Below are 21,544 nucleotides of genomic sequence, written 5' to 3'. Positions count from 1 at the left end.
CGTTTCCTCACTGTACTACAACTACCGGTATTGCTTTACTCCAGAGACGCTCTAACCGGTAGTATTCACGCTGGTACTGGCTAAAAATGTGTACCACAATATCGCGGTAGTCGAGCACAACCCAGCCAGTGTCAGCACTGCCTTCCATCCGCGGGTTTAACCCGTGCTCAATTGCAATCTTCTCGTCAACGTGGTCGATGATCGCACGCATTTGTCGGTCGTTATCGGCGGTGCAGATGATAAAATAATCGGCAATCGTTGTCTGCGAGCGAATGTCAAGCAGGATAATATCGTGTGCCTGCTTGTCTTCGACCAGCTCGACGATGCGGCGAGCAATCATTCCGGTCTCGATAGTTCTCTCCTCCTGTGTTCGTGAATGTGTTTGCTTGAATCCTAACATATTTGACGCACCTTGTAAAACTATTATACCAGGATCGTAAGGCTCATGGGTAAAATTGTGTCAAACTATCCGGCAGCGGTGAGGAGAGAAGGTGGAAGAGAAATGTGGGTAGGAGCAGCAGTTTCCTGTTTCGACCGTGGTCTGCGGCCAGGCCACTCGTTGGTGCGCCGATCAGTGTCGTCGGCGCACGGTAGGAGCGGGTTCTAATCTTCCACACGCTTCGGGGTAAGAGAGATGGAGACGTGTGGGAAGGAGGAAGGGTATGAACGACACGGTAGAATTATCAATCGGTCACTCACGGCTCGAATTAGTCGCGGGCGATATTGTGACCCAGCATGTTGATGTGATTGTGAATGCAGCGAATGAGCAGTTGCTACAGGGTGGTGGTGTGTGCGGCGCTATTTTCCGTTCTGCCGGTCCTGTTGAGCTACAACAGGCCTGCGCTGCGGTGGCGCCGTGTCCAACCGGGCAAGCCCGGATCACACCAGGATTTGCGCTTAAGGCCCGCTACATTATTCACGCGGTCGGGCCGATCTTTCAACACTATCCGCCAGAAGAGGCCGATCGATTGTTGATCAGTGCTTACCGCTCAAGTCTGGCTCTGGCTCGTCAGTATGGTCTGCAAAGTATTGCTTTTCCCAGTATCGCAACCGGTATTTATGGCTTTCCGGTTGATCGAGCTGCACCGCTGGTATTACGTGCGATCATTGATGATTTGCAAACACATCAGACGCCGACGCTGGTACGCATGGTGTTGTGGCACGATACGTTCCCGGTCTATCGTGATGCGCTGATGCAGATTCGGGCCAGGATGCAATCACAAGGGCGGGATCAATCTGTGTAGCGGTGATGGTAGTGCCAAACTCCTTCCCGCAGTTGGCATGGATGTTGCTGCGTGCTACGTGACCGAATTGTCGGCAAGCGGATCGCTCTTTGGGCTGCTGAAGCTACGCTTCAGCAGTCTACAGCACTCTCACCTTGTTCAGGTTACCATCGTTCTAGCCACGCATTTTAGCGGTGAAACCCATGTTCCACTCACCAAACGCAGGCGTCAGTGCGAGGAAGGCGGTGAACAAAAGGGATTGGTGTACGCCGCAGTCAGTATGATGCTACCAAGTGCTGAGTAACTGCATTGGCATAAGTGCATTTAGCACCTGCGAATCGTGCAAGCCTTTAACTGGCGGATGCAAGAGACGTGATGCCATAGGCGCGGCCACGCCATTTTCAGATTTGATAACAGTCAGAGCTGCAACCAATTGGTAGAACTTTCGTCAAATTGACAGAATGAATAAACATACTCGTTATGACCTGGCTAGAAGGAGCCGATACATGCAGACTCGACTTACACGTAGCAGCACTGATCGTATGATTGGGGGCGTTTGTGGCGGATTAGCGCGCTACTTTGCGGTTGATCCGGTGATTGTTCGCCTGATCTTTGTGCTAGTCTTTTTCATTAATGGGATTAGCCTGCCAATCTACCTGGTCTTATGGTTGATTATGCCGAAGGATACACCACCTACTCCTTCTATGCCGACTGCTGCTGGTGCGATGCCGGTAAACCAGGAGGTCTTTGTTGGTCAGAGTCAAGTGGGTGGGCAGGCGCGTGTTGGGTACGCGCCCGATCCCTCGTATCGCTTTGACCCGCTTACCGGGCAGCCGATTGGTGGGCCGGCCACCGGCGAGACGGTTCAGCTTTCACCACCGCCATCACGCCGTCGTAATTGGAGTTTACTCGGTATGATCTTGATAGGGGTAGGTGGTATTATCTTGCTGGAACAGTTGGGTGTTAACCTATCGCTGCTCTTCCCACTGTTATTGATCGTTGCCGGGCTGGTTTTGTTACGGCGGAGCCGCTGAGTGCAATAATAGGGACGGGTTTAGAATCCGTCCCTGTTGTTCAGATGCCGGGCAACCATCGTTGCAAATGGCTGAAGAACATAAGTGCCGGTTCAGAGCACACCTGCCAGGGCGGCAATGCCTATCGCAATAACAGCGCCGCCGATTGAGCTAATCAGGTTGACCAGATCGTTATCCATCCAGCGCCAGCCGCGAAGGAAGCGATTAGGTGTTCCATCGCGGGCGATCCGACGTTCGGTCTCACGCCCGTCGGGGTAGACATAAATCGCCTGTACCGTTGCGCCGAGCAGACTGTCAAACAGTGCGCCGCCCAATCCACCGAGTAATCCTGCCACAATCATCCACCAGGGAAGGGAGCCGCCGGGTAACGTTAGCCAACTGAACAGAAACATCGTTATCCCAATCAACAATCCACCTGCTGCGGCTGCGGTCGTACCCATGAGTGTCACTCCACCTGACGTACCTGGTGGAACAGGTTGGCGAGTCGTAATCAGGCGTGGCTGATGCGGGCTTAACACCCCTAGCTCGGTCGCCCAGGTGTCAGCGGTTACCGTTGCCATCAGACCGACAAATGCCGCCAGGAGGGCTGGAGGCTGATTACCCAACGCATACGCAACTGCACATAACGCACCTAGTCCACCATTGGCAATTGTCTGAAAAAAGTCGCGCCGTCCACCTTTAGCAAACTTTTCTGCTGCACGTCGTTCTTTAATCGATTCTTTGTAGTGTGAGAGGATACTGCTGCTGACGAAGAAGACGATGAGGGTCAGACCCCAGGGCCAACCGCCAAACCCAAACGTGAGTGTTCCAACCAGTATCGCACCCAACCAGCCACTTTCACTCAACGAACGCCGGGCAAAAGCAATCCCGCCGATCACAATGCTGAGCACGAACCCAAGACCGATCTGCATAAGGTCAATCATAGTCTCCCCCGACCCATCTGCCGGAGCGGTATAAAAAAGATCGCAGAGCACCTATGAGCAGGTACTCTGCGATTATACCAGAGATAGGGAGTTACAATGATTACGCAGCGGCGCGTGCTAAAACTGTCTGCCGCGTCTGTTTGGCAACACCACGCAGTGCTGTTTCAAGATCGGAACCTAACATGTCTGCTACAGTCTTTTCAGGTACAAATGAGGCCATAGCACCGAGCAGTGGTTTCAGATCAATGCCCATCACCACCTGAACGTCTGTACCGTTGATTGCCGGACTGATTACCCAGCGTGTCTCAACAGGCAGAGGTGTGCGAACGGTGAACACAATCTCGCGATTATCTTGCCATGTTAAGTCGCCTTCGCAGCGAATGGTTCCGAACAGGCCACCCATCGACATATGGGTGACAAGCTTTGCATGACGGGCAACATCGTCACGGTCGTGTAACTCGGTCTTCTGAACACGTGGCAAAATTTGGCCGATCAGGGATGGATCAGAAAGTGTAGTAAATACTTGCTCAGGGGTTACACCTTCAATGTGGCAGCGCCGTCCTACTTTAATCATGAGATTCTCCTATCTCTGGTTTGTTAATGCTTTGCACAGTTATCATACCATCTTTGCACAGCAATGTCAATAGTTTTATACATATCAGTTCTGCGAGCGATGATGTTCCGCGCAACTGGCTTGGTTGCTTCCATAGACGAATGAAATAAGAGGCAACCATCACTGATGGTAGGCGTTTCGTGGCAGTAATGGCCGTCACCGTGCCGGTGCAAGCGGGTGTTCAACGCTCTTCATTCCACTACTGGAAAGTAGAGGGGATACGGGGAGATGGCTCCTCTTCACAGTAGAGCAATGAAAACGCTGCAAACTCCTGTCCATCTTGAACACGGAAGAGGTTACAGCGAATGTATGTCTATAGACCGTGCTATGTGAATATCAATGTATGAGTGCAAACAGTTTGCACTCACTGCGGTGGATGATACTGATGCAGGGGGAGAGCATGCTGTATATCTCTAATTAGTTAATAATACCACAGACCGGCGCGACTGTCAAGGTTCCATTGGTTCAGAATCGGGGGTAGGAGCATGTTGCATTCCTTCGTTCCAATGCATCAGGCCTAACGCCATGAGGCTCAGAATAGCAAAGCCGACCGCTAGCGGTGTTGTAGTGCCATTGTACGATTGACCGATAACTGCGCTCAGTGCAATAGCGACAAAGGTGGAAAGCGAACTCACAACGGCTGCGCCAACACCGGCAATATGGCCGAGCGGTTCCATCGCCAGGGCGTTCATGTTGCCGAAAAGAATCCCCATACAGAAAAAGCATGGGATGAGATACGCCATCAACATCCACAGCTCCGGCTGTCCGTTGGTTACCAGTGTTGTGCCGGCAAAAAGAATAGTCAGTCCACACAGTGCAAAGAGCGCCATCTTTACCAGCAGGTGCATTCCGTATCGCATTACCAGCCGCCCATTGACGAACGAGGCCAGACCTATTGCCAGGGCATTGATGGCAAAGAATAGTGGAAAGAGTGACCCCAGTGCATACTGGATTTGAAATATCTGCTGTGCTGAGGCGAGGTAAGCCTGAAGCATAGCTGCTACTGTTCCAGCCATCAGCGTATAACCGAGGACAGTAGGATTGCGGATGACTTCGTGCAAGGCACGACTCATCCGCCTTACCGACAACGGAGCCCTTCGCTGCGGTGCGAGGGTCTCTGGCTGCCGTATCCCAAACCAGATCAGTGATACAACTCCTATCCCTAGCAGAAAGACGAAGATGGTTCGCCACGCGGCAACGAGTAGGATGGCCTGGCCTAATGCTGGGGCAATGATTGGTACCACGATGAATACGACCATCATAAATGACATCACCCGTGCCATTTCTCGCCCGGCAAAGCGGTCGCGGATCAGTGCGATAGAAACACCTCGCGGCCCGGCCGCCCCCAATCCTTGCAGGAGACGCCCGGCTAACATCATGGGGAAATTGACCGCCAGAATCGTTAGTAACGAACCTAGCCCAAAGACAGCATACCCCAGGTAGATCGCCGGTTTGCGCCCGGTGCTATCTGAAAGTGGTCCATATACTAGTTGACCTATCGCTAATCCTGCAAACACCATTGTGACCACCAGTTGGTTGGCGTTTGCGTGTGGCGAACCGAGGTCGGTGCCAATATCGGCCAGTGCGGGAAGCATTAAGTCGATGGAGAGGGCAACCAGTGATGTCATGAGCGCCATTATGGCAATGAATTCGCCAATGTGCGGCCCGGATTCTGGTTTGGGTGATGACATAATCGAGTGTTCCTTTGCTTTGCTTCTTTTCGAGCATTATCGCGTTTGTTCGTGATTTTGACAAGTCAATCATTGGTTTGTCATTTGTCGTCAACCATGGTGTGTACAACGGGCATCACATTGGCCTTTCAGCCATTGGCATACCTCAGCCCTACTGCGTTCCAATGAGTACGGGTAAAGGATGACCTTCGTCTCTCGAAACAGAGATGACTCCACTGCAAAAAGGTGATCTTTCCACCACAGAGACCACGGAGATCGCAGAGACGAAAGATAATGTTATCGTTCATTGAACAGAGGGTTGTGAACATTTTTCTTCCATGCGCTCTTTATTCATAAACCTTGCACGCTCTGTGTACGCTGTGTGCTCCGTGGTGAGTTTTTGCAGTGCTCTCAGAAATGTTTTGGATAGGCTCGCAGTCTCTGGTATGGAAGGAGTGTTCTGGTATAATCTGCACAGCCGGGTTTATACAACCAGATTCTGAATATTATGTCAGCGATTGAAATTGTTCGTGCGCAACCGCACGATGCTGCGACGCTAAAGCTCATTGCAATAGCAGCAAAAAGTTACTGGGGGTATCCCGAACACCTTATCGCCGCATGGGCAGCTTCACCGATTATCTCACCGATGGACATTGCCCGTTCATCGGTCTACGTAGCTTATAACGCTCAGCAAGCGATTGGATGGTATCGGTTGCTTACAGATCGTTCACCTGCGATCCTTGAAGACCTCTGGGTTATGCCATCGTGGATCGGTCGCGGAATTGGACGAGCGTTGTTCGAGCACGCTATTGCTCAATGCCAGGCTCGCGGTGTCACCCAGATGGAACTGGATGCCGATCCGAATGCTGTGGGTTTCTATCTGCGGATGGGTGGTCGGGTTATTGGCGAAAGTATCTCGGAGTGGCAGCGACCGATACCGCGAATACGCTTTGATCTGGCGCCGTTGCGATAGCGTTCGTTCAGGTTGTGGTCGTCTTGGTCAGGATGGGCAAGTGTACCAGCAACCTTGTGCGTCGTGGCACGGCAATGTTCTTCTCATGTCCCGAAAATCCGGTTGAGCAAGGGGCGTGTATGCGGCAATGGCGCCGGATCGTCGTATAGCCGTTTGAGATCGGCAAATGTATCAACATCGTACCACGGAGCAAGCAGGGTGGTACGCAGACCAAGTTGTTCGGCGATCACCAGCGTATCGTGCAATACCGTGGCTGTGCTCATAACAACGTTGGTGAACAAGACCGGCATTGATTGACGTAAGCCCACCAGATAGTAGCCACCATCATCGGCTGGCCCTAACACCAGATCGGCGCCGTTCGTCAAGGCGGCACAGGCCTCTTCGATGGATGCCGCCGGGAGTGCCGGGCTATCGCTTCCAATGACGACGACCGCCGGCGCGCCTTCGTCGAAGAGATCGGTAGTGATAGTAGCGAGCCTTGCGCTCAGATCGATACCACGCTGAGGACGGCGGGCAATGTCGGGGGCAAGTGCAGCAAAATAATCGCCAGCCGTGTCTGGGGTGTACGCAATAAGAAGGTGCACTGCCGGTATACGACGTAACAATTCAACCAGATCGTGCAAGAAGGCCGTATAAAGCATCACTGCCTGCTCTGGGGTCAGTGGTGGGCAAAGACGAGTTTTGACCCTCCCGGCTTCAGGCCGGCGCGCCATCATCACAAGAACTGGCAAGTTATGGCTGCTCCTGTTAAGTTGTACGGTAGAAGGATTCATCACAGTTGCTGCTCTTCATCTCGTGCCACGAACAAAGATATTGGGCCAGGGTCGAAAGCGGGTAAAGAATAACTCGCGTCGTTCTTGACCATTAGCGTTGGTCACGATGCGATAGATTGAAACCTCACGACCACTGCGTGCGACATCGGTCTGGCGCAACGTACCGCGTGGTAACGAGGGATCATCGATGTACACCGGCTCGCTCGGCGCTCGCACCTCGTTAGCAATGATTGGGCCTTCGATCCGCACCTCTCGCTTGGGACGAGTGCCGTACAGTTGGACGACCAATACCTGCGCTTGCTCGTCAATACTGGTCTGCATCAACAGCCAGTGACCAGTGTCGTTCACGAACTTGAGGTCTTGTACGCCGGTGAATATAGCCGCATCGAGACCCTGACCATCGCCGTTAGGGCCGAGACCAAAGCGGTCGTACCAACTGATGTAGAACGAATGCGCGTGACGTTCGGTAATCGGAAGGCCGGCCCAGAAGGCGGCCCGGAACACGGTTGTACTTACCTGACATACTCCCCCGCCCCATTCGAGTTGGGTTCGATTGCCGATAATCGCGTAACCCTCGACAAAACCATTTTCCGCGTTCACTTCGCCTAACTGGCGATTGAAAGAAAATTCTTCACCTGGTGCAATGAGCACACCATTCATACGGGCGGCGCCGGCGCGAATGTTGGTAATTCGATACGGTGCTGAACCGGCAAAACTGCTGCGTCCTTCAGCAACCAGTTCGACAATGCCAAGACTATCGAGCGTTTCGGCGGTAATGTGGGGTTCGATCTGTTCAATCGGTAAGACAAGCGTGCGCGTGATCGGTGATGGTTGCGTAAGAAGGTTGGTGATTGCCGTTACCGCCTCAGCCTGGCGCAGCCGTCGTCCGGCCTGTCCTTCAGCAACAATGCGCAGTCGTCCATCGCTGAAACGCAGTCGTGGTTCAGCCGTTCCGGAATCGATAACTTGCGCTAATCCTTCCACCGCACGGTTCAGGCGTTCGGAATGTACCTGAATCGCCAACCGACCCTCAATGGGAGTCGCCTGGAGTAATTCAGCCAGACGTTCTGGTGTCCAGATGATCGTTTGGTCTGCTACCTTTAGTTCGAGAGGGCTGCGCAGTAACTGTGTGGCAATCTGTTGGGCAATCACCAGATCGGTGTCATCAATCAGAGGCGTGAGCTGACGAGTACGCATCACGACGGTCTGGGGCTGCAATTGCCGGATTGCCAGCAGCACATCATTTGCTGTGGCATCGACCAACAGTTGCGTGCCAGGCCGACTGGGTTGACCAACGACGCGGGCATCGGCCAGGCTGAGGACAGCATCGGTCGGTATCTGCTCAATGTGCGGAGCCAGACCTAGTAAATAACGCTGAGTCTGGGCGAGATCGACGGTCAGGCGGGGTGTCAGATCGATACCTTCGCGCCAGAGCAGCCAGAGTTCATACGCACGAGTAAACGGATCGCCGCTGCGTCCAAGGGTAAAAGCGTTATTCACGAGCTGTTCGATATCGAATGTAACTCCCAAATCGGTGAGGGTTGGTTGCCAGCTTCGATCACGAAACGTAAGCGTGACCGGTCGCTGTTCAAACGCACGATAGCGCCGGCGTAATTCGATAATGAGATCGGCCCGCGAATAGCCGCCGACCGGTTCACCCCGTATCGAAACCCCCGGCAAGATGGTCTCAGGGTATATGATATCAATCGCGTAGATCATGCCGAGGGGAAACCCGACGAAGCAAAACCCAACGATCACAAACCAGACCCATAGCGGTGTACGTCGCCGATGACGTAGCGGTCGGCGCGTTCGCGGTCGGCGTGGCGCTTCCGGAGTTCGTTCTTCATCAGCAGAGGTGAGACCTTGCCTGACCCGGCGGCGATAGATAGGACCATATTCCTGGTAATAGCGATCGTTCGGCATAGGATTATTTACCCGGCTCATTGTGAGACACGGCCATTGTACAAAATCCCGCTCATTACGACAAGTGACCGGTTTGACAATTTGCCAGGGTTGTTGTATATTTTCAGCGGGCCTCTAGCTCAATTGGCAGAGCAGTTGACTCTTAATCAATCGGTTGTGGGTTCGAGTCCCACGGGGCCCACCACTATGACACCGGTGCTGAACCGGTGTTTTTGATTCAAGCGGTGACTTTGAACTGGGTTGCGCTGCGCTTGGATGCACAATAAGACGCCGATGAACGACTATGCCACGGCGTCTCAATCTGTACAAACCGCTGTTCGGTGAGGTTCGTTTCTAATCAACCAGGGTCGCAATCGTTATGCCATCGCCACCGTCGCGATCACCGCTACTAAACGAGGCCACCAGCGGATGACTGGCAAGAAGTTCACGTACAACCTGTCGTAAGGCGCCGGTACCTTTGCCGTGAATCAAACGGACTTGATGCAGACCGGCGAGATAAGCGTCGTTGAGATAGCGATCTAGGCGGGTACTTACTTCCGACGCCCGCCAGCCGCGTATGTCAAAGGTCATTGATACATCGGGTGGTGCGGGAAGCTGAACGTCTCGTTGCGATGGCGTAAAGCGTTGATCGGTTGCAGACTGCCCCTTGGCAGGTTTCAATTCGTTACGGTTGACGGTCATGCGGAAGCCGCCTACTTGCACGGTAGCCGTATTGTCTTCCTCATCGATGGCAACGATCTCGCCGCTCAGCCCGATTGAAGCGACATGTACTACATCGCCAACGCGAAGTGGTCGTTCAGTTAGCGATGGCGCTACCGGCGTTGCCTGCTGACGCAGGTGATCTATCGCCTTCTGCGCCTGTTCAGCCGTGGCCGCCAGCCGTTTCTCTGCTTCTTCCAGCCACTGACGCGACAGGTTCACGGTACGGAACTCTTCGCGTAACCGCCGTAATTGCTGTCGTACCTCGCGCAGTTCAGCTTCAATCTCTTGACGTACAGCAGCGAGTGCCGCTTCGCGTTCGGCAGCAAAGGCCTGTTGTTCAGCAGCCAACCGATCACGATAGCGCTCGGCGTCGATCCGTAGCTCTTCAGCGCGTTGCAGTTCAGCAGCAGTAGCAGCCCGTTCACGCTGAATCCCGGCCAGCAAGTCTTCAACCTGTGCCTCTTTGCGGTCAATGTATGACCGGGCCTGTTCAATGAGTACCGGGTCTAGCCCTAACCGTGCTGCAATTGCCAGCGCGTTTGAACGACCAGGGATGCCGATATTCAAGCGATAGGTGGGCGCCAGGGTTTCGACATCAAACTCAACCGAGGCGTTCTGAACACCCGGCGTAGCATACGCAAATGCCTTTAATTCAGCGTAATGCGTGGTCGCAATGCCCAACACCCCCAATTCGAGCAGGCGGCCAATGATCGCTCGCGCCAGGGCAGCACCCTCAACCGGATCGGTACCGGCGCCTAGCTCGTCGAAGAGTACCAGTGCTGCCGGTCGATGATGCGCGAATAGTTTATGATCGTCGCTGATGACCGGTTCCTGTTGAGCGTTTGCCAGTGTATTCAGCACACGAATGATATTTGCCATATGCGACGAGAAGGTACTCAGACTCTGTTCGATGCTCTGCTCGTCGCCAATGTCGGCAAAAATGTATTGAAAGACCGGCAAACGCGACGGTTGCGCCGCAGGTATCTGCATACCGGCTTGTGCCATCAGCGCGAGCAGGCCGGTCGTTTTCAGCGCCACTGTTTTGCCACCGGTATTAGGGCCGGTGATCAGCAACAATGAGAACTCACCTCCCAGCCAGAGATCGATTGGTACGACCTTCTCAGCGGGGAGCAATGGATGGCGGGCGCCGGTTAGGTACAACGGCGGCTCGGGAGATGGTGGGTTATCGGGTCGCCAGTCTACGATCTGTGGGGCGGTACTGTTCGTAGCAATCGCATAACGAGCCAATGCAAAAGCCAGATCAATCTTTGCCAGCGTATCAATCGTGCTACTAATCAAACTGGCTGCTGCACCAACCTGCTCTGATAAAGTCGCCAGGATACGCTGCACCTCTTCGGCTTCAGCCGACTGCAATTCACGCCAGCGGTTATTCAATTCGACGATTGCTAGCGGCTCGATGTAGAGCGTAGCCCCCGACCCCGACTGATCGTGTACCAGGCCGCGCACTTCACGGCGATGGCTGGCCTTCACCGGAATCACATAGCGACCATTGCGTACCGTGATAATTGGTTCCTGAAGCGCACCGGCCAGGGCACTGGAATGGATCATACTTTGCAGCCGCTCTTGCAAACGGTTAAAAGCGACGCGGACTTCCTGGCGTAACCGAGCAAGCGTAGGGCTGGCGCTATCCACAACCTGACCATCCTCGTCGATTGCTCGCTCAATGGCGTCAATCAAAGCCGGCAATGGCGGTAGAGTATGAGCCAGATCGATCAAGAGGGGAAAGCGTGCATCGAGGCGACTCAACCGTTGACGGACGAACGCCGCACTCTGCAAGGTTGTTGCCACCTCACGGAGGGTCGTTCCGTCAAGAATACCGCCGCGGGCAGCATGGAGCGCTGCCCGTCGCACATCGCGGGCACCACCGATGCTCAACTCCGGCCACTCTTCCAGCAACAAGCGGGCCTCGGCCGTAAGCGCCTGCCGTCGGCGGACTTCAGCCAGATCGGTGGCTGGAGTCAGACTTAAGGCCAGTTCACGCGAGGCTGAAAAAGCGGTATATTGCGCTAGACGACTGCGAATAACGTCGAATTCAAGTGTGATGAGCGTAGATTCCGGGATCGACATACCAACACTCGTACCTGTAAAATGTTGTTCCGCTTCCAGACTAATCCGATAACGGATGTCTGCCATCGGGCTACAGGTGGATCATTGAACTTGAAAAATGATGCGTGCTGCGTCCGGCAAGAATGGATCGATGATTTCATACAGGCTGGGCAAGATAGCGTTAGCGAAGAAGCGTAACATCAGTGATGCGCCGATTTGTCCTCCTAACCATCGCGTAATTGGGTAATCAATATTAGCAAAACCACGTACAATAAACAGATTCCAGAGGAGTACTGCCGATAATCCCAGAATCATGCCGCCGATAATCACCCCCAATGCCGTACCGATGATACGGTCTACCATTTCAAGATGGTGTGGTGTATGTACATAACGAAAGCTATATACACCAACCCATGTCAGCACAATAAAACTGAACAGATGGATGAGAGCAAAGGCGACATACTGACTGACGAAACGCTGCCCACCCAGTTCGCGAACGAAGATGTCGGCCAGACTTTGATAGTAGAGACTGGCCAACACGGTACCGAGGTAGAACGCGAGAATAACAATGATTAGTCGGATCGTGCCCTGAAAGAATCCTACGGCCAATGCGCCGAAGAAGAGCACAACAAAAAGGAGATCGATGACGTTCATGTTAATTTCTCCCGGCGCTCATACTAGTTGCCAGTTTTTCAGTATAGACCTGCAAGCCGATTATAGCATATCGTTCTGACAGGGATGAGCTGTCGCATATCGTCGTTGTGCTTTCATTGCTGAATGCCTGTTGGCAGCAGCCTTTTGTGAAATGAGGTTTCATGTATGACCGGCACCAATCCTACAATCGTGACAGCGACCTCTGGTGTGCAGGTTGCGTCCGCCGAGACCACACAGACTACCGTATCACCCCAACCACTATCACCCTCCGAAGTACAGCGAGGTTTGCTCCTGTCGATCTGGGAAGGAGCGGTTGCGAATATCCACATCAGCATTACCGGTGCAATTGGTGGGAGTGTTTTCCTGAGTGGATTTGCCCTTTTGTTGGGAGCCAACAATTTTCAAATTGGTCTGCTGGGGGCTTTGCCGTTTATCGGTCAATTGATGCAGTTTCTCAGCGCATACCTCGAAGCACGTTTCGCAAATCGGCGGGCAATTGTGCTCTTTTCGGCGCTGGCAGGCCGTTCAATTTGGGCGTTGCTACTTTGTCTGCCGTTTACCGGTTGGCCAACAGAGTGGCAGCTTGCGGTGTTCTTCATCGCCTTGGGCTGTTCGTATGGGCTAAACGGGATGGCCGGTAATGCCTGGCTGAGCTGGATGAGCGATCTGGTACCTCCAGATCGACGAGGGCGCTATTTCGGCTTGCGCAATACCGTGGCGGGAATCAGTGCGATGGTGAGCATCTACGGTGCGGGGTTGATCCTGGATTATTTTCGTGTTCAAGGCGCCGCCGCACAAGGGTATGCCGTGATCTTCGGGATTGCCGTATTGTCCGCCTTTGGTGCAGCGCTGCTGATTGCTCGTCAGCCCGAACCTCCACTCGCTCCGGTACACTGGCGCGGTATTGGTTCGTTCCTTTTTGATCCACTTCGTGAAGCTGCATTTCGGCATTTTGCCATCCTGGCTACTGGTTGGGCATTGGTGACCGGGGTTGCTGCCCCATTCTTTAACGCCTACGGTTTGACAACCCTCCAGCTTGATTTCTCGCTGCTGGCCTTGACCGGTATCGTAACCAGTGCGGTTGCCCTCATTTTTTCACCTCTTGTCGGGTGGTTGATGGATCGCTATGGCTACCGACGGGTTGTCACTGCTTGTGTGTTGGGGACGGTTCCGCTCCCATTGGGATGGGTTCTCTCGACGCCAGAAAATATTGTGCCCCTCTGGTTGACTGCGATCTTTTCCGGAGTCTTCTGGCTGGGCGTCAACCAAGGATTGAGTAATCTGCTTATGGCACGAGCACCGGCTGCTCAACGCGGGGTTGCCGTGGCGATCTTCAGCCTCCTCACCGGATTGGGAACGTTGATCGCTGCATTGATTGGTGGGGTATTGGGTCAGGCGATGACCGGTACGTTGCTACATTTAGGGCCACTCCTGATAAAAGACTTGGCGGTCTTGTTTGTCGGCACAATGCTCGGTCGTGTGGTGATGGTTGGCGCTTTCTGGCGAGTGTTGGCTGACAGCGAGTAGCCGCTGAAGTTCACTTCGTACCGTCGCCAAGATTTGTGCAACGTGCTCAGCTTCGGGTTAGATACGATGACCGAATTGCTCACAAACGGAATGAAACCGACGAACATCACACATTTGCTGGTGATGCTCTTTACCCACGCTATTGCCCTAGCCGCAAAAGCCTCCGATGTGCGACTTGCGGTGTGTAGGGTAAACTGTTGCCTGGCGTGGCAAAACCTCTCTTTCTCTACCACACGGTAAGCAAAAGAATGTCAGGGGAGTCAGGCGCACATTGCAGCACAACCCCTGAAGATGGTACAGGCGAATGTTTATTCAGGGGTAGTCTTACGCTTCAGGTTGAGCTGGTTTCAACTTACGACCTATAAAGGGCAAGCGGGCAATCAACTTACTCAGCGCCTCTTTGATGATTGTCAGATCGTCGTCAGGCAAGGCACGAAACGCCAACACCAGACCGATATACACGGCTGCGCCTAACGGTACGGCCAGGAAGAAGAACGTCGACTCGCGTAGCCACCAGATGGCAAGCAGCATCCCAGCTCCGGCTAGACCGGTGAGCACACCCACGCGCCAGTTCTGGGCACCGAGCGTTCCTTTTGGCAGCACTTTAATGGCTGCGATCAAGATGCCCAATTCGGTAATCGTGTAAGCCAGGGCACCACCTAATGCGCCATTCGCAAACACTCGATTGGTCCAAGGTACCAGGATTGCATCGAGAGGAAGCGTTGCAACCGTGGCGGCAATCATAATGATATTGAGCGCCGCAGTGCGATCGGCTGCAATCAACAACTGGCTCAGAACGGTATTAAGATACGTACAGATCAAAACGATCCCCAACACTGCCAGGACGACGCCGGTGGGGCGGAAGGCTTCACCGTACAGCAACAACGCAACCGGTTCGGCAATCGCAACTAATCCTAGTCCAATCGGTATGCTCAGCGCCAGCATAATATTAAAAATCGGCCGTGCGGCCATTGCCAGATGCTCTTGACCGGCCGCAAAGCGACGGGTCAGCGTGGGGAAAATGACTGTTCCAATTGCCATCGGAAAGAACATGAGTGTTCCGAAGAGGTTAACGGCTGTGCCGTACCAGCCAACCGCTTCAGTAGAGGCGAACAGAGCGATGAATAAACGGTCAATCTGCTGATAGACCATCAGTGTTAGTGCAGTAACCAGATACTGTTTTGATACATTGAGCATCAGGCCAGCGGCTGCCAGATCAATACTCCAGCGTGGTCGGTGTTGGCGGAAGAGAAAAAAGGCATCACCCAAGAAGGCAACCAGCGCTGCCAGCACGTTCGCCCATCCGATCCAGATCACATTGAACCCGGCAAACAGGAGGGCAAGGCTCACAACCGTCAACACCATTTTGCTCAAAACAGTGACCAGCGATACATAATGAACCTGTTCGAGACCATTGAGAGTAGCGATGAGGCCGCCACTCAACACCGAAAAGAGGGTCATCAATCCGATGATCCAGATCAATGCGGTTTGCGTAGGATCGGCGTTGACGGCAAACAGGTCGTAGCCAAATACAGCTAGACAGCCAAGGAGCCACAGACCGATCCGTACTACCAAACTGGTACCGACCAGCACACCGGTGCGTTGTGGCTCACGGGCAACTGCTTTGGTCAGGTAGGTATCCATACCGAAGGTGATCAATACACCGACAATCATCCAGATGGAGAAGGCAATCGAAAGCTGTCCGATTGCTAATGGCCCCAGGATGCGTGGTTGAAAAATTGCAACCACGAAAGCCATTGCCCAGGTCAACAGTTGGGCAGCCATCATAGCGCCAGCATTGCGCGCTATACGTGCCCCACTGATTGGTGAAGGTGGCGGTGTATTGGTCGAGACCTCGCTAGTCACGGTACGACTCCCTTGTGTGATCGATCGGTGTTACTCAGTCGGTATGGTGCGATATAACAACACGTTCCCCGATCAATTTGATAGTCAAGGCTTTTGCGTAAACCAACGAACGGGTAATAAAGCTGATCAAGACCGAGCAAAACTTTATCGCGACGATGCCATTTGAAGATGCCTGAAGCAATCTGGCGTAATCCCTGACTAAACAACCACTCAGTCAAGATCACTATTCCACCGAGATCACCGCAGCGCATATATTTGCCTGCAACTGCGCCGGCACCGATCCCGTAAGCGCGAAAGCTGCGGCGAGCACTGTGCCAGCTCTGCCAGTGGTGATGGTAGGCAATGGCGTGTGGAGTGAAGACAATCGTACCTCCTGCCTTCAAAGCGCGATATCCCAAATCACGCTCCTCCCAGGCACCCAGCGGCGCACCGGCACCGATTAGTTCATCAAAACCACCGAGCCGCTCAAAGGCCTCACGGCGTGCACCCATATTATGACCATGACCAAATCCTAAATTGAACCAGTTGTGGTGAAATATTCGACGGAGGCCGTTGCAGGTGCCTAGAACAATTTCATCAGGATTCGACAAATGTGGTCCAGGTAAGACAGCGCCGAAGGCCAGCCAGATTTGTTCGTTTTGTAACTCTGTGATCAGGGCACTGATCCAGTTGGAATCAAGGACGCAATCATCATTGGTAAACAGAATGTACGGAGCATTGCCCATTGCTGCACCAGCGTTGCGGGTTGCCGAGATACCGCGGACTGGCCGTCGAACGTATCGAATCCGGTCGTCAGTTTCAGCATGAGTTCGTACACATTGCTCGGTCGTGTCGTCTTCACTCTGATCAAGCACCCAGAGCGTAAAGTGGGGATAGGTGTTCTGACGGAGACTAGCGATGGTGGCATCAATAGCCGTGCCGCGTCCATACGTTGAGATAACAATATCAACCGTTAGCGTATTCATACATGTGCTGCCCACTTACTCGGTACCCGTATTGACGGAGGCAGTGTACGCCTGGAAGTTAACACTTCGCTGAATGTATGGCTATCTGGAGTTAACGAGAACGTCACGTGCTGTTTTCTATCGTTCCGGGTGATAAGTTTCCTAGTCTCACGCCATCGAATATGCCGAAGCTACGTTCCATACCGTGAGGACTCCTGATGGAGCAAGCGATCAACTTCGTTGACCAGGTCATCCGAATCGACCGGCTTGGTGAGGAAGGCATTTACCCCAACACCTGCTGCCTTTACCTCGTCTTGTTCTTTGACAGTACCGGTAATCATAATGATCGGCAAGCGAGTATAACGTTCATCGGCCCGGATTGCTCGAACCAGCTCAATGCCGTCCATACGAGGCATGGTGAGATCAGTCACAACCAGATCAACAGTATGGGTATAAAGACGGCTTAACGCTTGTTCACCGTCGATGGCGGTAATAACCGTATAGCCGTGTTGTTCAAGCACAAAGCTCATAAGTCGATGCGTGGGTGCATAATCATCAACAATCATAATCGTTGTCATAATTGTGGTCTCCCGGGTTCCAGATACTTCACTAGGTGCCAGTAGTTTCCATCGGAACGCGCTGTATAGATTACGCGATCCATCAAGTGGCGAATTAAGAAGAGACCATAGCCGTGTATCTGGGCTTCGCTGAGATTTGGTTGTGGCACCAGTTCTGGATCAAACGTCTCGCCGTTATCATGCAACTCAATTTCCAGGCAAGGTGGTTGTGGATGGAACGTAAGAGTCACGTTAATTCGGTCTTCATTACGCTGACGATTGCGATAGGCATGGCTGACAATATTTGTACAGACTTCATGCGCCGCCAATTGTATATTGTAGACCAAAGTTTCATTCGATGCACCTGCCTGCCGTAATAATTCGGCTATCGTTTCACTCAGCAAATGTAGATAGGCATGGCGGGCCGGCAGATCGAGCCGGATCACTTCACTGTGTTGCAGGCTCACGTTGCGGCTCCTTTGATCACGATAATGGTTTGATCATCGTCTTGCGGATGACCGGCGCTAAACTGATCAATTGCATGAAATAGCCCATCAGCGATTGTCTGTGCTGATTGTTCGGCCAGCGTGTCTACTGCATGCAATAAACGATCTATCCCAAACATTTCGTCTTCACTGTTGCGCGCCTCATGGAAGCCATCAGTCGCGACGACAAGGAGATCACCCGGCTTCATTGCCAGATGACGGTTTTGAAAATTATTGACGGGCAGGATACCTATCGCGGTGTTGTCGGCTAACAGCAAGGTTGCGCTGCCGTTGGCTGGGCGATAGATCACTGGTGCATGGCCGGCGTTGGCATAGACAATTTCACGATTCCGGTCATCGTACATACCAACGAAGACTGTTGCAAAGACACCGATCCGTGTAAAGTCGTTGTAAAGGTCTTCGTTCGACTGGCGCATCACAGATGCCGGTGTTGGTGACGGCATGAACTGAGCTTTGCTATGCAGGGCAGTGCGCGTCATCGACATCAGTAATGCTGCAGATACGCCTTTTCCGCTGAGATCGCCAATCGTAAAGATAAATGGATGGTTGGGTGTCTGAATGAAATCAAAAAAATCACCGCCAACCTGGAGCGCCGGACGTGAGCAGGCGTAGATATCCAATCCTGAGACGATGGGTAAGGTGCGCGGTAAGAGATCAGTTTGTACCCGTCGTGCCAAATCCATTTCACTGCGTAACCGGGTCTGCTCGATCATCTCCTGGTAGAGCAAGATGCGTTCGATCTGGGCGCTGGTATGGTCGGCAATCGCTCGTCCCAATTTCAGCTCTGGTGTCCCGAATCCTTCAACCCGATCAAGAATACCGAGGCAAGCCATGATCGTGCCACGTACCCGAATCGGTAACAATAGGAGATTTCTGATACCCGGCGGCCATCGCGTGTCACTTTCTTCTTTTCTGATGAGCAGTGGGCGATCTTCAGTTTGGAGCTGCCAGTACAAGTGCCAGATAGTCTCATGACTCAATGGACAATCAGGAGAGTGTACAACCAACGGCTCACTCCCATTTGTGGACATATATGTAGCAAAAGCCGCCTTGCCCTTTAGCATCCGTAACGCCTCGTTCACGACTGCTTGCAGGGTCTCGCGGATGGTTACCAGATCACGCATGGCTTGGGTTAAGCGATACAGTGCCAACTGCTGATCTTGACTGGTCACCAGATCGGCGGTCATGCATTGCAACTCATATTCGAGCTGCACAATATAGCTGATCAATGCGGCTTCTGCCTGGAGCCGTTGTCGCGCTGCTTCGTTACGCAAGCCGGTCAGGCGCAACTCACCAACCACTTCATCGTAACGATAGATGGCAGCCGTTAAATCAGGTGTGAGGAGACGCTGTCCTGCCGGCCAGCAGGCTAACGGCCGACCGTGCTCGTAGATGCCGAAGGTCTGCGCGCCATGGGCCAGCCAGGCCTCAGCAAGTGCCTGAAAGCGAGGATATTGTGAGCTTAGCACCGAGACCAGCATAGTTTGTTTCTCAGGCATTTAAAACAGCTAAGGCATGATCGGCGTCCACAAAGATGTTGAAGGCTTTGTCAAGCCGAGTTAATTCAAAAATCATCAAGACCGGACGGCGTAGTCCGCACAGGGCAAATGCGCCCTGGCCTTGTTGACATCGCTTCATCGCCGATACCAGCGTCGCCAGCGCTGTTGAATCAACAAAGGTGGTTTCTGAAAGATCAACCAGTACCCGTGCACCAGGTGCCGCCGTTGCTTGTTCTAGCCATTGTTGAACGGCAGGGGCAGTATTGGCGTCGAACCGTCCTTCTATTGCGAGCACAGCCACATTCCCGACTGTTCGTGGCTTCATTTCCATATTAAAAACCTCCTTTAGTGCAAGCAGTGGGTGATCGCTTATGGCAGCTTTCCTTATCCGCCGGATGGCGGCGAAAGATCAACGCTCAACGATTGACCGACGGGTTTGTTGTTTTGCCTAATCCGGCGTAACCAGGCTAACGGTGTACGTAGCAATAGGCTGAGGTCGCTTCGCCACGATCGGGTTGCACTATAGTATACATCGGCAATGACAACGGCATCGAGATTGCCAGAGGAATCCTGAATGTACCACAAGCCTGTGACACCGGGGGGAACCTCGTGGCGTCGTTGTTGCCATTCTTCCTGCAAGAGGGCTGCTTCATTGGGTGTGAGTGGTTTGACCCCTACGAGTTGGAGATCACCACGCAGTACGTTGAATAACTCTGGCAAACGGTGAAATTCATACGCTTCCAGCCATCTCCCAAACCACAGGTAGCGTCCGTCAGCGTGGCGTGTGCGCCAATGCCAGAGGGTTAATGGCCGTAATGTTGTTTGACCGTTCGATAGCAGTATACGCTCGCCAATTCGCGGTAACCCGATGAGGGGGCGCCCACCACTGGCAATGGTAGCCAGGATTCCGGTGAGTATGAGTAGGGGGCTTAGCAGAATCAACAATACCAGTGCTCCTATCCGGTTAAGGAGACCAGCAACCCTACTAACACTAGCCGTTACCGCCGATACCCGTCCGATCAAGAACGCATCGACGATGACTGTCTGCTCGGCAGTGATCGGATCAACGATGACCCCAGGGTAAACGATACGCTGGTTGATGTTGACCAGTTGACCAACATACGTGTCGGCCCAGATCGTACTGGCAGTGACCGTGGCTTCATCATCGATCATGCAGCCGGCGCCGATGATCGTGCCCGGTCCCAGTTCGGCATCACGCCCGATCCAGCAGTTATCGCCGATGTACAGCGGTGGGGCAATCCGAACACTGGGATGAATCGAGTCGTTACGGCCGACCCAAATACCTGGTGCAATTTTACGCCCGCTAATTGAAGGGTAGCGTACTGTTTCGCCTGGCCCCTCTGTAACCGTGGGATCGGTAGTGCGGTAGGCGCTGTACAGGAACACCTGCTGAGCGGCGTAATAATCGGCCAGTGTGGTGAGCGGATTCCAGTAGCCACTGAAGGTAAAGTTGTGAACCGGTATGTGTTGGGCAATGAGATGAGGAATCAGGTCGGTGGCAATGCAATAGCGATTGCGGAGGGGAATCTGTTCGAGGAGCGACGGCTCAACAATGTAGGCATCAGTTAGCGCCACGGCCTCCGTTGAGTCGGGTTGGGAAACTACCGCGCTGATCTGTCCTTGGGCATCAACAACAGCGTATGGCGTGTGCTGATGCGTATGGGGAGCATGGGTGATCACTGTCAGCATAGCACCATGACGCTGATGATGATCGAGCGCTGCCTCAATCGAGAGGTCGATAATCGCATTTCCGGGTAATACCAGACACGTTTCCTGAATCAACGGCGCTGCCCAGCGTAGTGCCCCACCATCAGCCCAGGCCTCATTCAACGATACATATTCAATCTCAACCCCCCAACGTTTCCCGCTGCCAAACGTTGCGGTAATCGGTGCAGTCTGTTCGTGTAATGCGACAAGAATGCGCTTGATACCGGCACGGGCCAGAATTTCAATCGTAGTCGCCATGACCGGTCGGTCGACAATCGGCAATAAAACATCGGGCAGGACATCGGTTAATGGTGGTAACCGGCGATCTTCAGCAGTTGCGATGAGAAAGGCAATGGTCATCG

General features: G+C 53.2%; 20 protein-coding genes and 1 tRNA gene. 6 read left to right on the top strand and 15 right to left on the bottom strand.

Going from position 1 to position 21,544, the window contains the following annotated elements:
• Positions 1–7 precede the first annotated feature (7 nt).
• On the bottom strand, positions 8–340 hold the full coding sequence (gene rsfS, locus JE47_RS0101785; protein WP_031458117.1) for a ribosome silencing factor: 333 nt from the start codon (positions 338–340) through the stop codon (positions 8–10).
• 322 nt (positions 341–662) lie between these two features.
• Between rsfS and JE47_RS0101780 the strand changes: the two genes are divergently transcribed.
• The 3 genes from JE47_RS0101780 (at position 663) to JE47_RS0101770 (ending at position 2,257) form a co-directional block, all read left to right on the top strand.
• Positions 663–1,244, top strand: coding sequence for a macro domain-containing protein (locus JE47_RS0101780; protein ID WP_031458116.1), 582 nt, complete (start codon positions 663–665; stop codon positions 1,242–1,244).
• Positions 1,245–1,281: 37 nt separating this feature from the next.
• Positions 1,282–1,527 carry a hypothetical protein gene (locus JE47_RS0101775; RefSeq protein WP_031458115.1) on the top strand — a complete coding sequence of 82 codons (246 nt, stop codon included), beginning with the start codon at positions 1,282–1,284 and terminating at the stop codon, positions 1,525–1,527.
• Between the two features lie 202 nt (positions 1,528–1,729).
• Entirely contained in the window at positions 1,730–2,257 is a 528-nt protein-coding gene (locus tag JE47_RS0101770) for a PspC domain-containing protein (RefSeq protein WP_031458114.1), read from the top strand.
• Between the two features lie 92 nt (positions 2,258–2,349).
• Here the strand turns inward: JE47_RS0101770 and JE47_RS0101765 are convergent, their stop codons facing one another.
• The 3 genes from JE47_RS0101765 to JE47_RS0101755 form a co-directional block, all read right to left on the bottom strand.
• Positions 2,350–3,180, bottom strand: coding sequence for a DUF92 domain-containing protein (locus tag JE47_RS0101765; protein WP_031458113.1), 831 nt, complete (start codon positions 3,178–3,180; stop codon positions 2,350–2,352).
• 100 nt (positions 3,181–3,280) lie between these two features.
• Positions 3,281–3,754 (bottom strand): SRPBCC family protein, encoded by a 474-nt coding sequence (locus JE47_RS0101760; protein WP_031458112.1) that lies wholly within the window; start codon positions 3,752–3,754, stop codon positions 3,281–3,283.
• 488 nt (positions 3,755–4,242) lie between these two features.
• Positions 4,243–5,484 carry a multidrug effflux MFS transporter gene (locus JE47_RS0101755; protein WP_031458111.1) on the bottom strand — a complete coding sequence of 414 codons (1,242 nt, stop codon included), beginning with the start codon at positions 5,482–5,484 and terminating at the stop codon, positions 4,243–4,245.
• Between the two features lie 487 nt (positions 5,485–5,971).
• On the opposite strand from JE47_RS0101755, the gene JE47_RS0101750 reads away from it, so the two are divergent.
• Entirely contained in the window at positions 5,972–6,436 is a 465-nt protein-coding gene (locus JE47_RS0101750; RefSeq protein WP_031458110.1) for a GNAT family N-acetyltransferase, read from the top strand.
• A gap of 83 nt (positions 6,437–6,519) precedes the next feature.
• On the opposite strand, the gene JE47_RS0101745 is transcribed toward JE47_RS0101750, so the two are convergent.
• Together JE47_RS0101745 and JE47_RS0101740 are read right to left on the bottom strand one after the other, a co-directional pair.
• Positions 6,520–7,167 carry a TIGR04282 family arsenosugar biosynthesis glycosyltransferase gene (locus JE47_RS0101745; RefSeq protein ID WP_236631102.1) on the bottom strand — a complete coding sequence of 216 codons (648 nt, stop codon included), beginning with the start codon at positions 7,165–7,167 and terminating at the stop codon, positions 6,520–6,522.
• 57 nt (positions 7,168–7,224) lie between these two features.
• Positions 7,225–9,132, bottom strand: a complete 1,908-nt coding sequence (locus JE47_RS0101740) for a VanW family protein (RefSeq protein WP_031458108.1) — start codon at positions 9,130–9,132, stop codon at positions 7,225–7,227.
• 108 nt (positions 9,133–9,240) lie between these two features.
• Between JE47_RS0101740 and JE47_RS0101735 the strand changes: the two genes are divergently transcribed.
• Positions 9,241–9,316 (top strand) — tRNA-Lys (locus tag JE47_RS0101735).
• Positions 9,317–9,465: 149 nt separating this feature from the next.
• Here JE47_RS0101735 and JE47_RS0101725 read toward each other — a convergent pair.
• Positions 9,466–11,922 (bottom strand): endonuclease MutS2, encoded by a 2,457-nt coding sequence (locus JE47_RS0101725; protein WP_031458107.1) that lies wholly within the window; start codon positions 11,920–11,922, stop codon positions 9,466–9,468.
• Positions 11,923–12,003: 81 nt separating this feature from the next.
• Positions 12,004–12,555: a CvpA family protein gene (locus JE47_RS0101720; protein WP_031458106.1), complete on the bottom strand. Its 552-nt coding sequence runs from the start codon at positions 12,553–12,555 to the stop codon at positions 12,004–12,006.
• A 165-nt stretch (positions 12,556–12,720) separates the two neighbouring features.
• Here JE47_RS0101720 and JE47_RS0101715 point away from each other — a divergent pair, with 165 nt between their 5' ends.
• Positions 12,721–14,082, top strand: a complete 1,362-nt coding sequence (locus JE47_RS0101715) for an MFS transporter (protein ID WP_031458105.1) — start codon at positions 12,721–12,723, stop codon at positions 14,080–14,082.
• Between the two features lie 324 nt (positions 14,083–14,406).
• Here the strand turns inward: JE47_RS0101715 and JE47_RS0101710 are convergent, their stop codons facing one another.
• The 7 genes from JE47_RS0101710 to JE47_RS0101680 all read right to left on the bottom strand — a co-directional run bounded on the left by JE47_RS0101710 (position 14,407) and on the right by JE47_RS0101680 (position 21,542).
• A complete protein-coding gene (locus JE47_RS0101710; RefSeq protein ID WP_031458104.1) occupies positions 14,407–15,948 on the bottom strand; it encodes a flippase in 1,542 nt (513 codons plus the stop codon).
• Entirely contained in the window at positions 15,945–16,913 is a 969-nt protein-coding gene (locus JE47_RS0101705; RefSeq protein ID WP_031458103.1) for a glycosyltransferase family 2 protein, read from the bottom strand. Before JE47_RS0101705 ends, JE47_RS0101710 begins: the two co-directional genes overlap by 4 nt.
• 170 nt (positions 16,914–17,083) lie before the next feature.
• A complete protein-coding gene (locus tag JE47_RS0101700; RefSeq protein WP_031458102.1) occupies positions 17,084–17,470 on the bottom strand; it encodes a response regulator in 387 nt (128 codons plus the stop codon).
• Positions 17,467–17,916 carry an ATP-binding protein gene (locus JE47_RS0101695; protein WP_031458101.1) on the bottom strand — a complete coding sequence of 150 codons (450 nt, stop codon included), beginning with the start codon at positions 17,914–17,916 and terminating at the stop codon, positions 17,467–17,469. Before JE47_RS0101695 ends, JE47_RS0101700 begins: the two co-directional genes overlap by 4 nt.
• Entirely contained in the window at positions 17,913–19,454 is a 1,542-nt protein-coding gene (locus JE47_RS0101690; RefSeq protein ID WP_152555980.1) for a PP2C family protein-serine/threonine phosphatase, read from the bottom strand. Before JE47_RS0101690 ends, JE47_RS0101695 begins: the two co-directional genes overlap by 4 nt.
• Positions 19,447–19,785: an STAS domain-containing protein gene (locus tag JE47_RS0101685; RefSeq protein WP_031458099.1), complete on the bottom strand. Its 339-nt coding sequence runs from the start codon at positions 19,783–19,785 to the stop codon at positions 19,447–19,449. Before JE47_RS0101685 ends, JE47_RS0101690 begins: the two co-directional genes overlap by 8 nt.
• 53 nt (positions 19,786–19,838) lie before the next feature.
• Positions 19,839–21,542 (bottom strand): sugar transferase, encoded by a 1,704-nt coding sequence (locus JE47_RS0101680; protein ID WP_031458098.1) that lies wholly within the window; start codon positions 21,540–21,542, stop codon positions 19,839–19,841.
• Between the last annotated feature and the right edge of the window lie 2 nt (positions 21,543–21,544).

The sequence above is a fragment of the Chloroflexus sp. MS-G genome (genome assembly GCF_000735195.1).
Classification (GTDB): domain Bacteria; phylum Chloroflexota; class Chloroflexia; order Chloroflexales; family Chloroflexaceae; genus Chloroflexus.
This window is presented reverse-complemented; position numbering and strand designations above follow the sequence as displayed.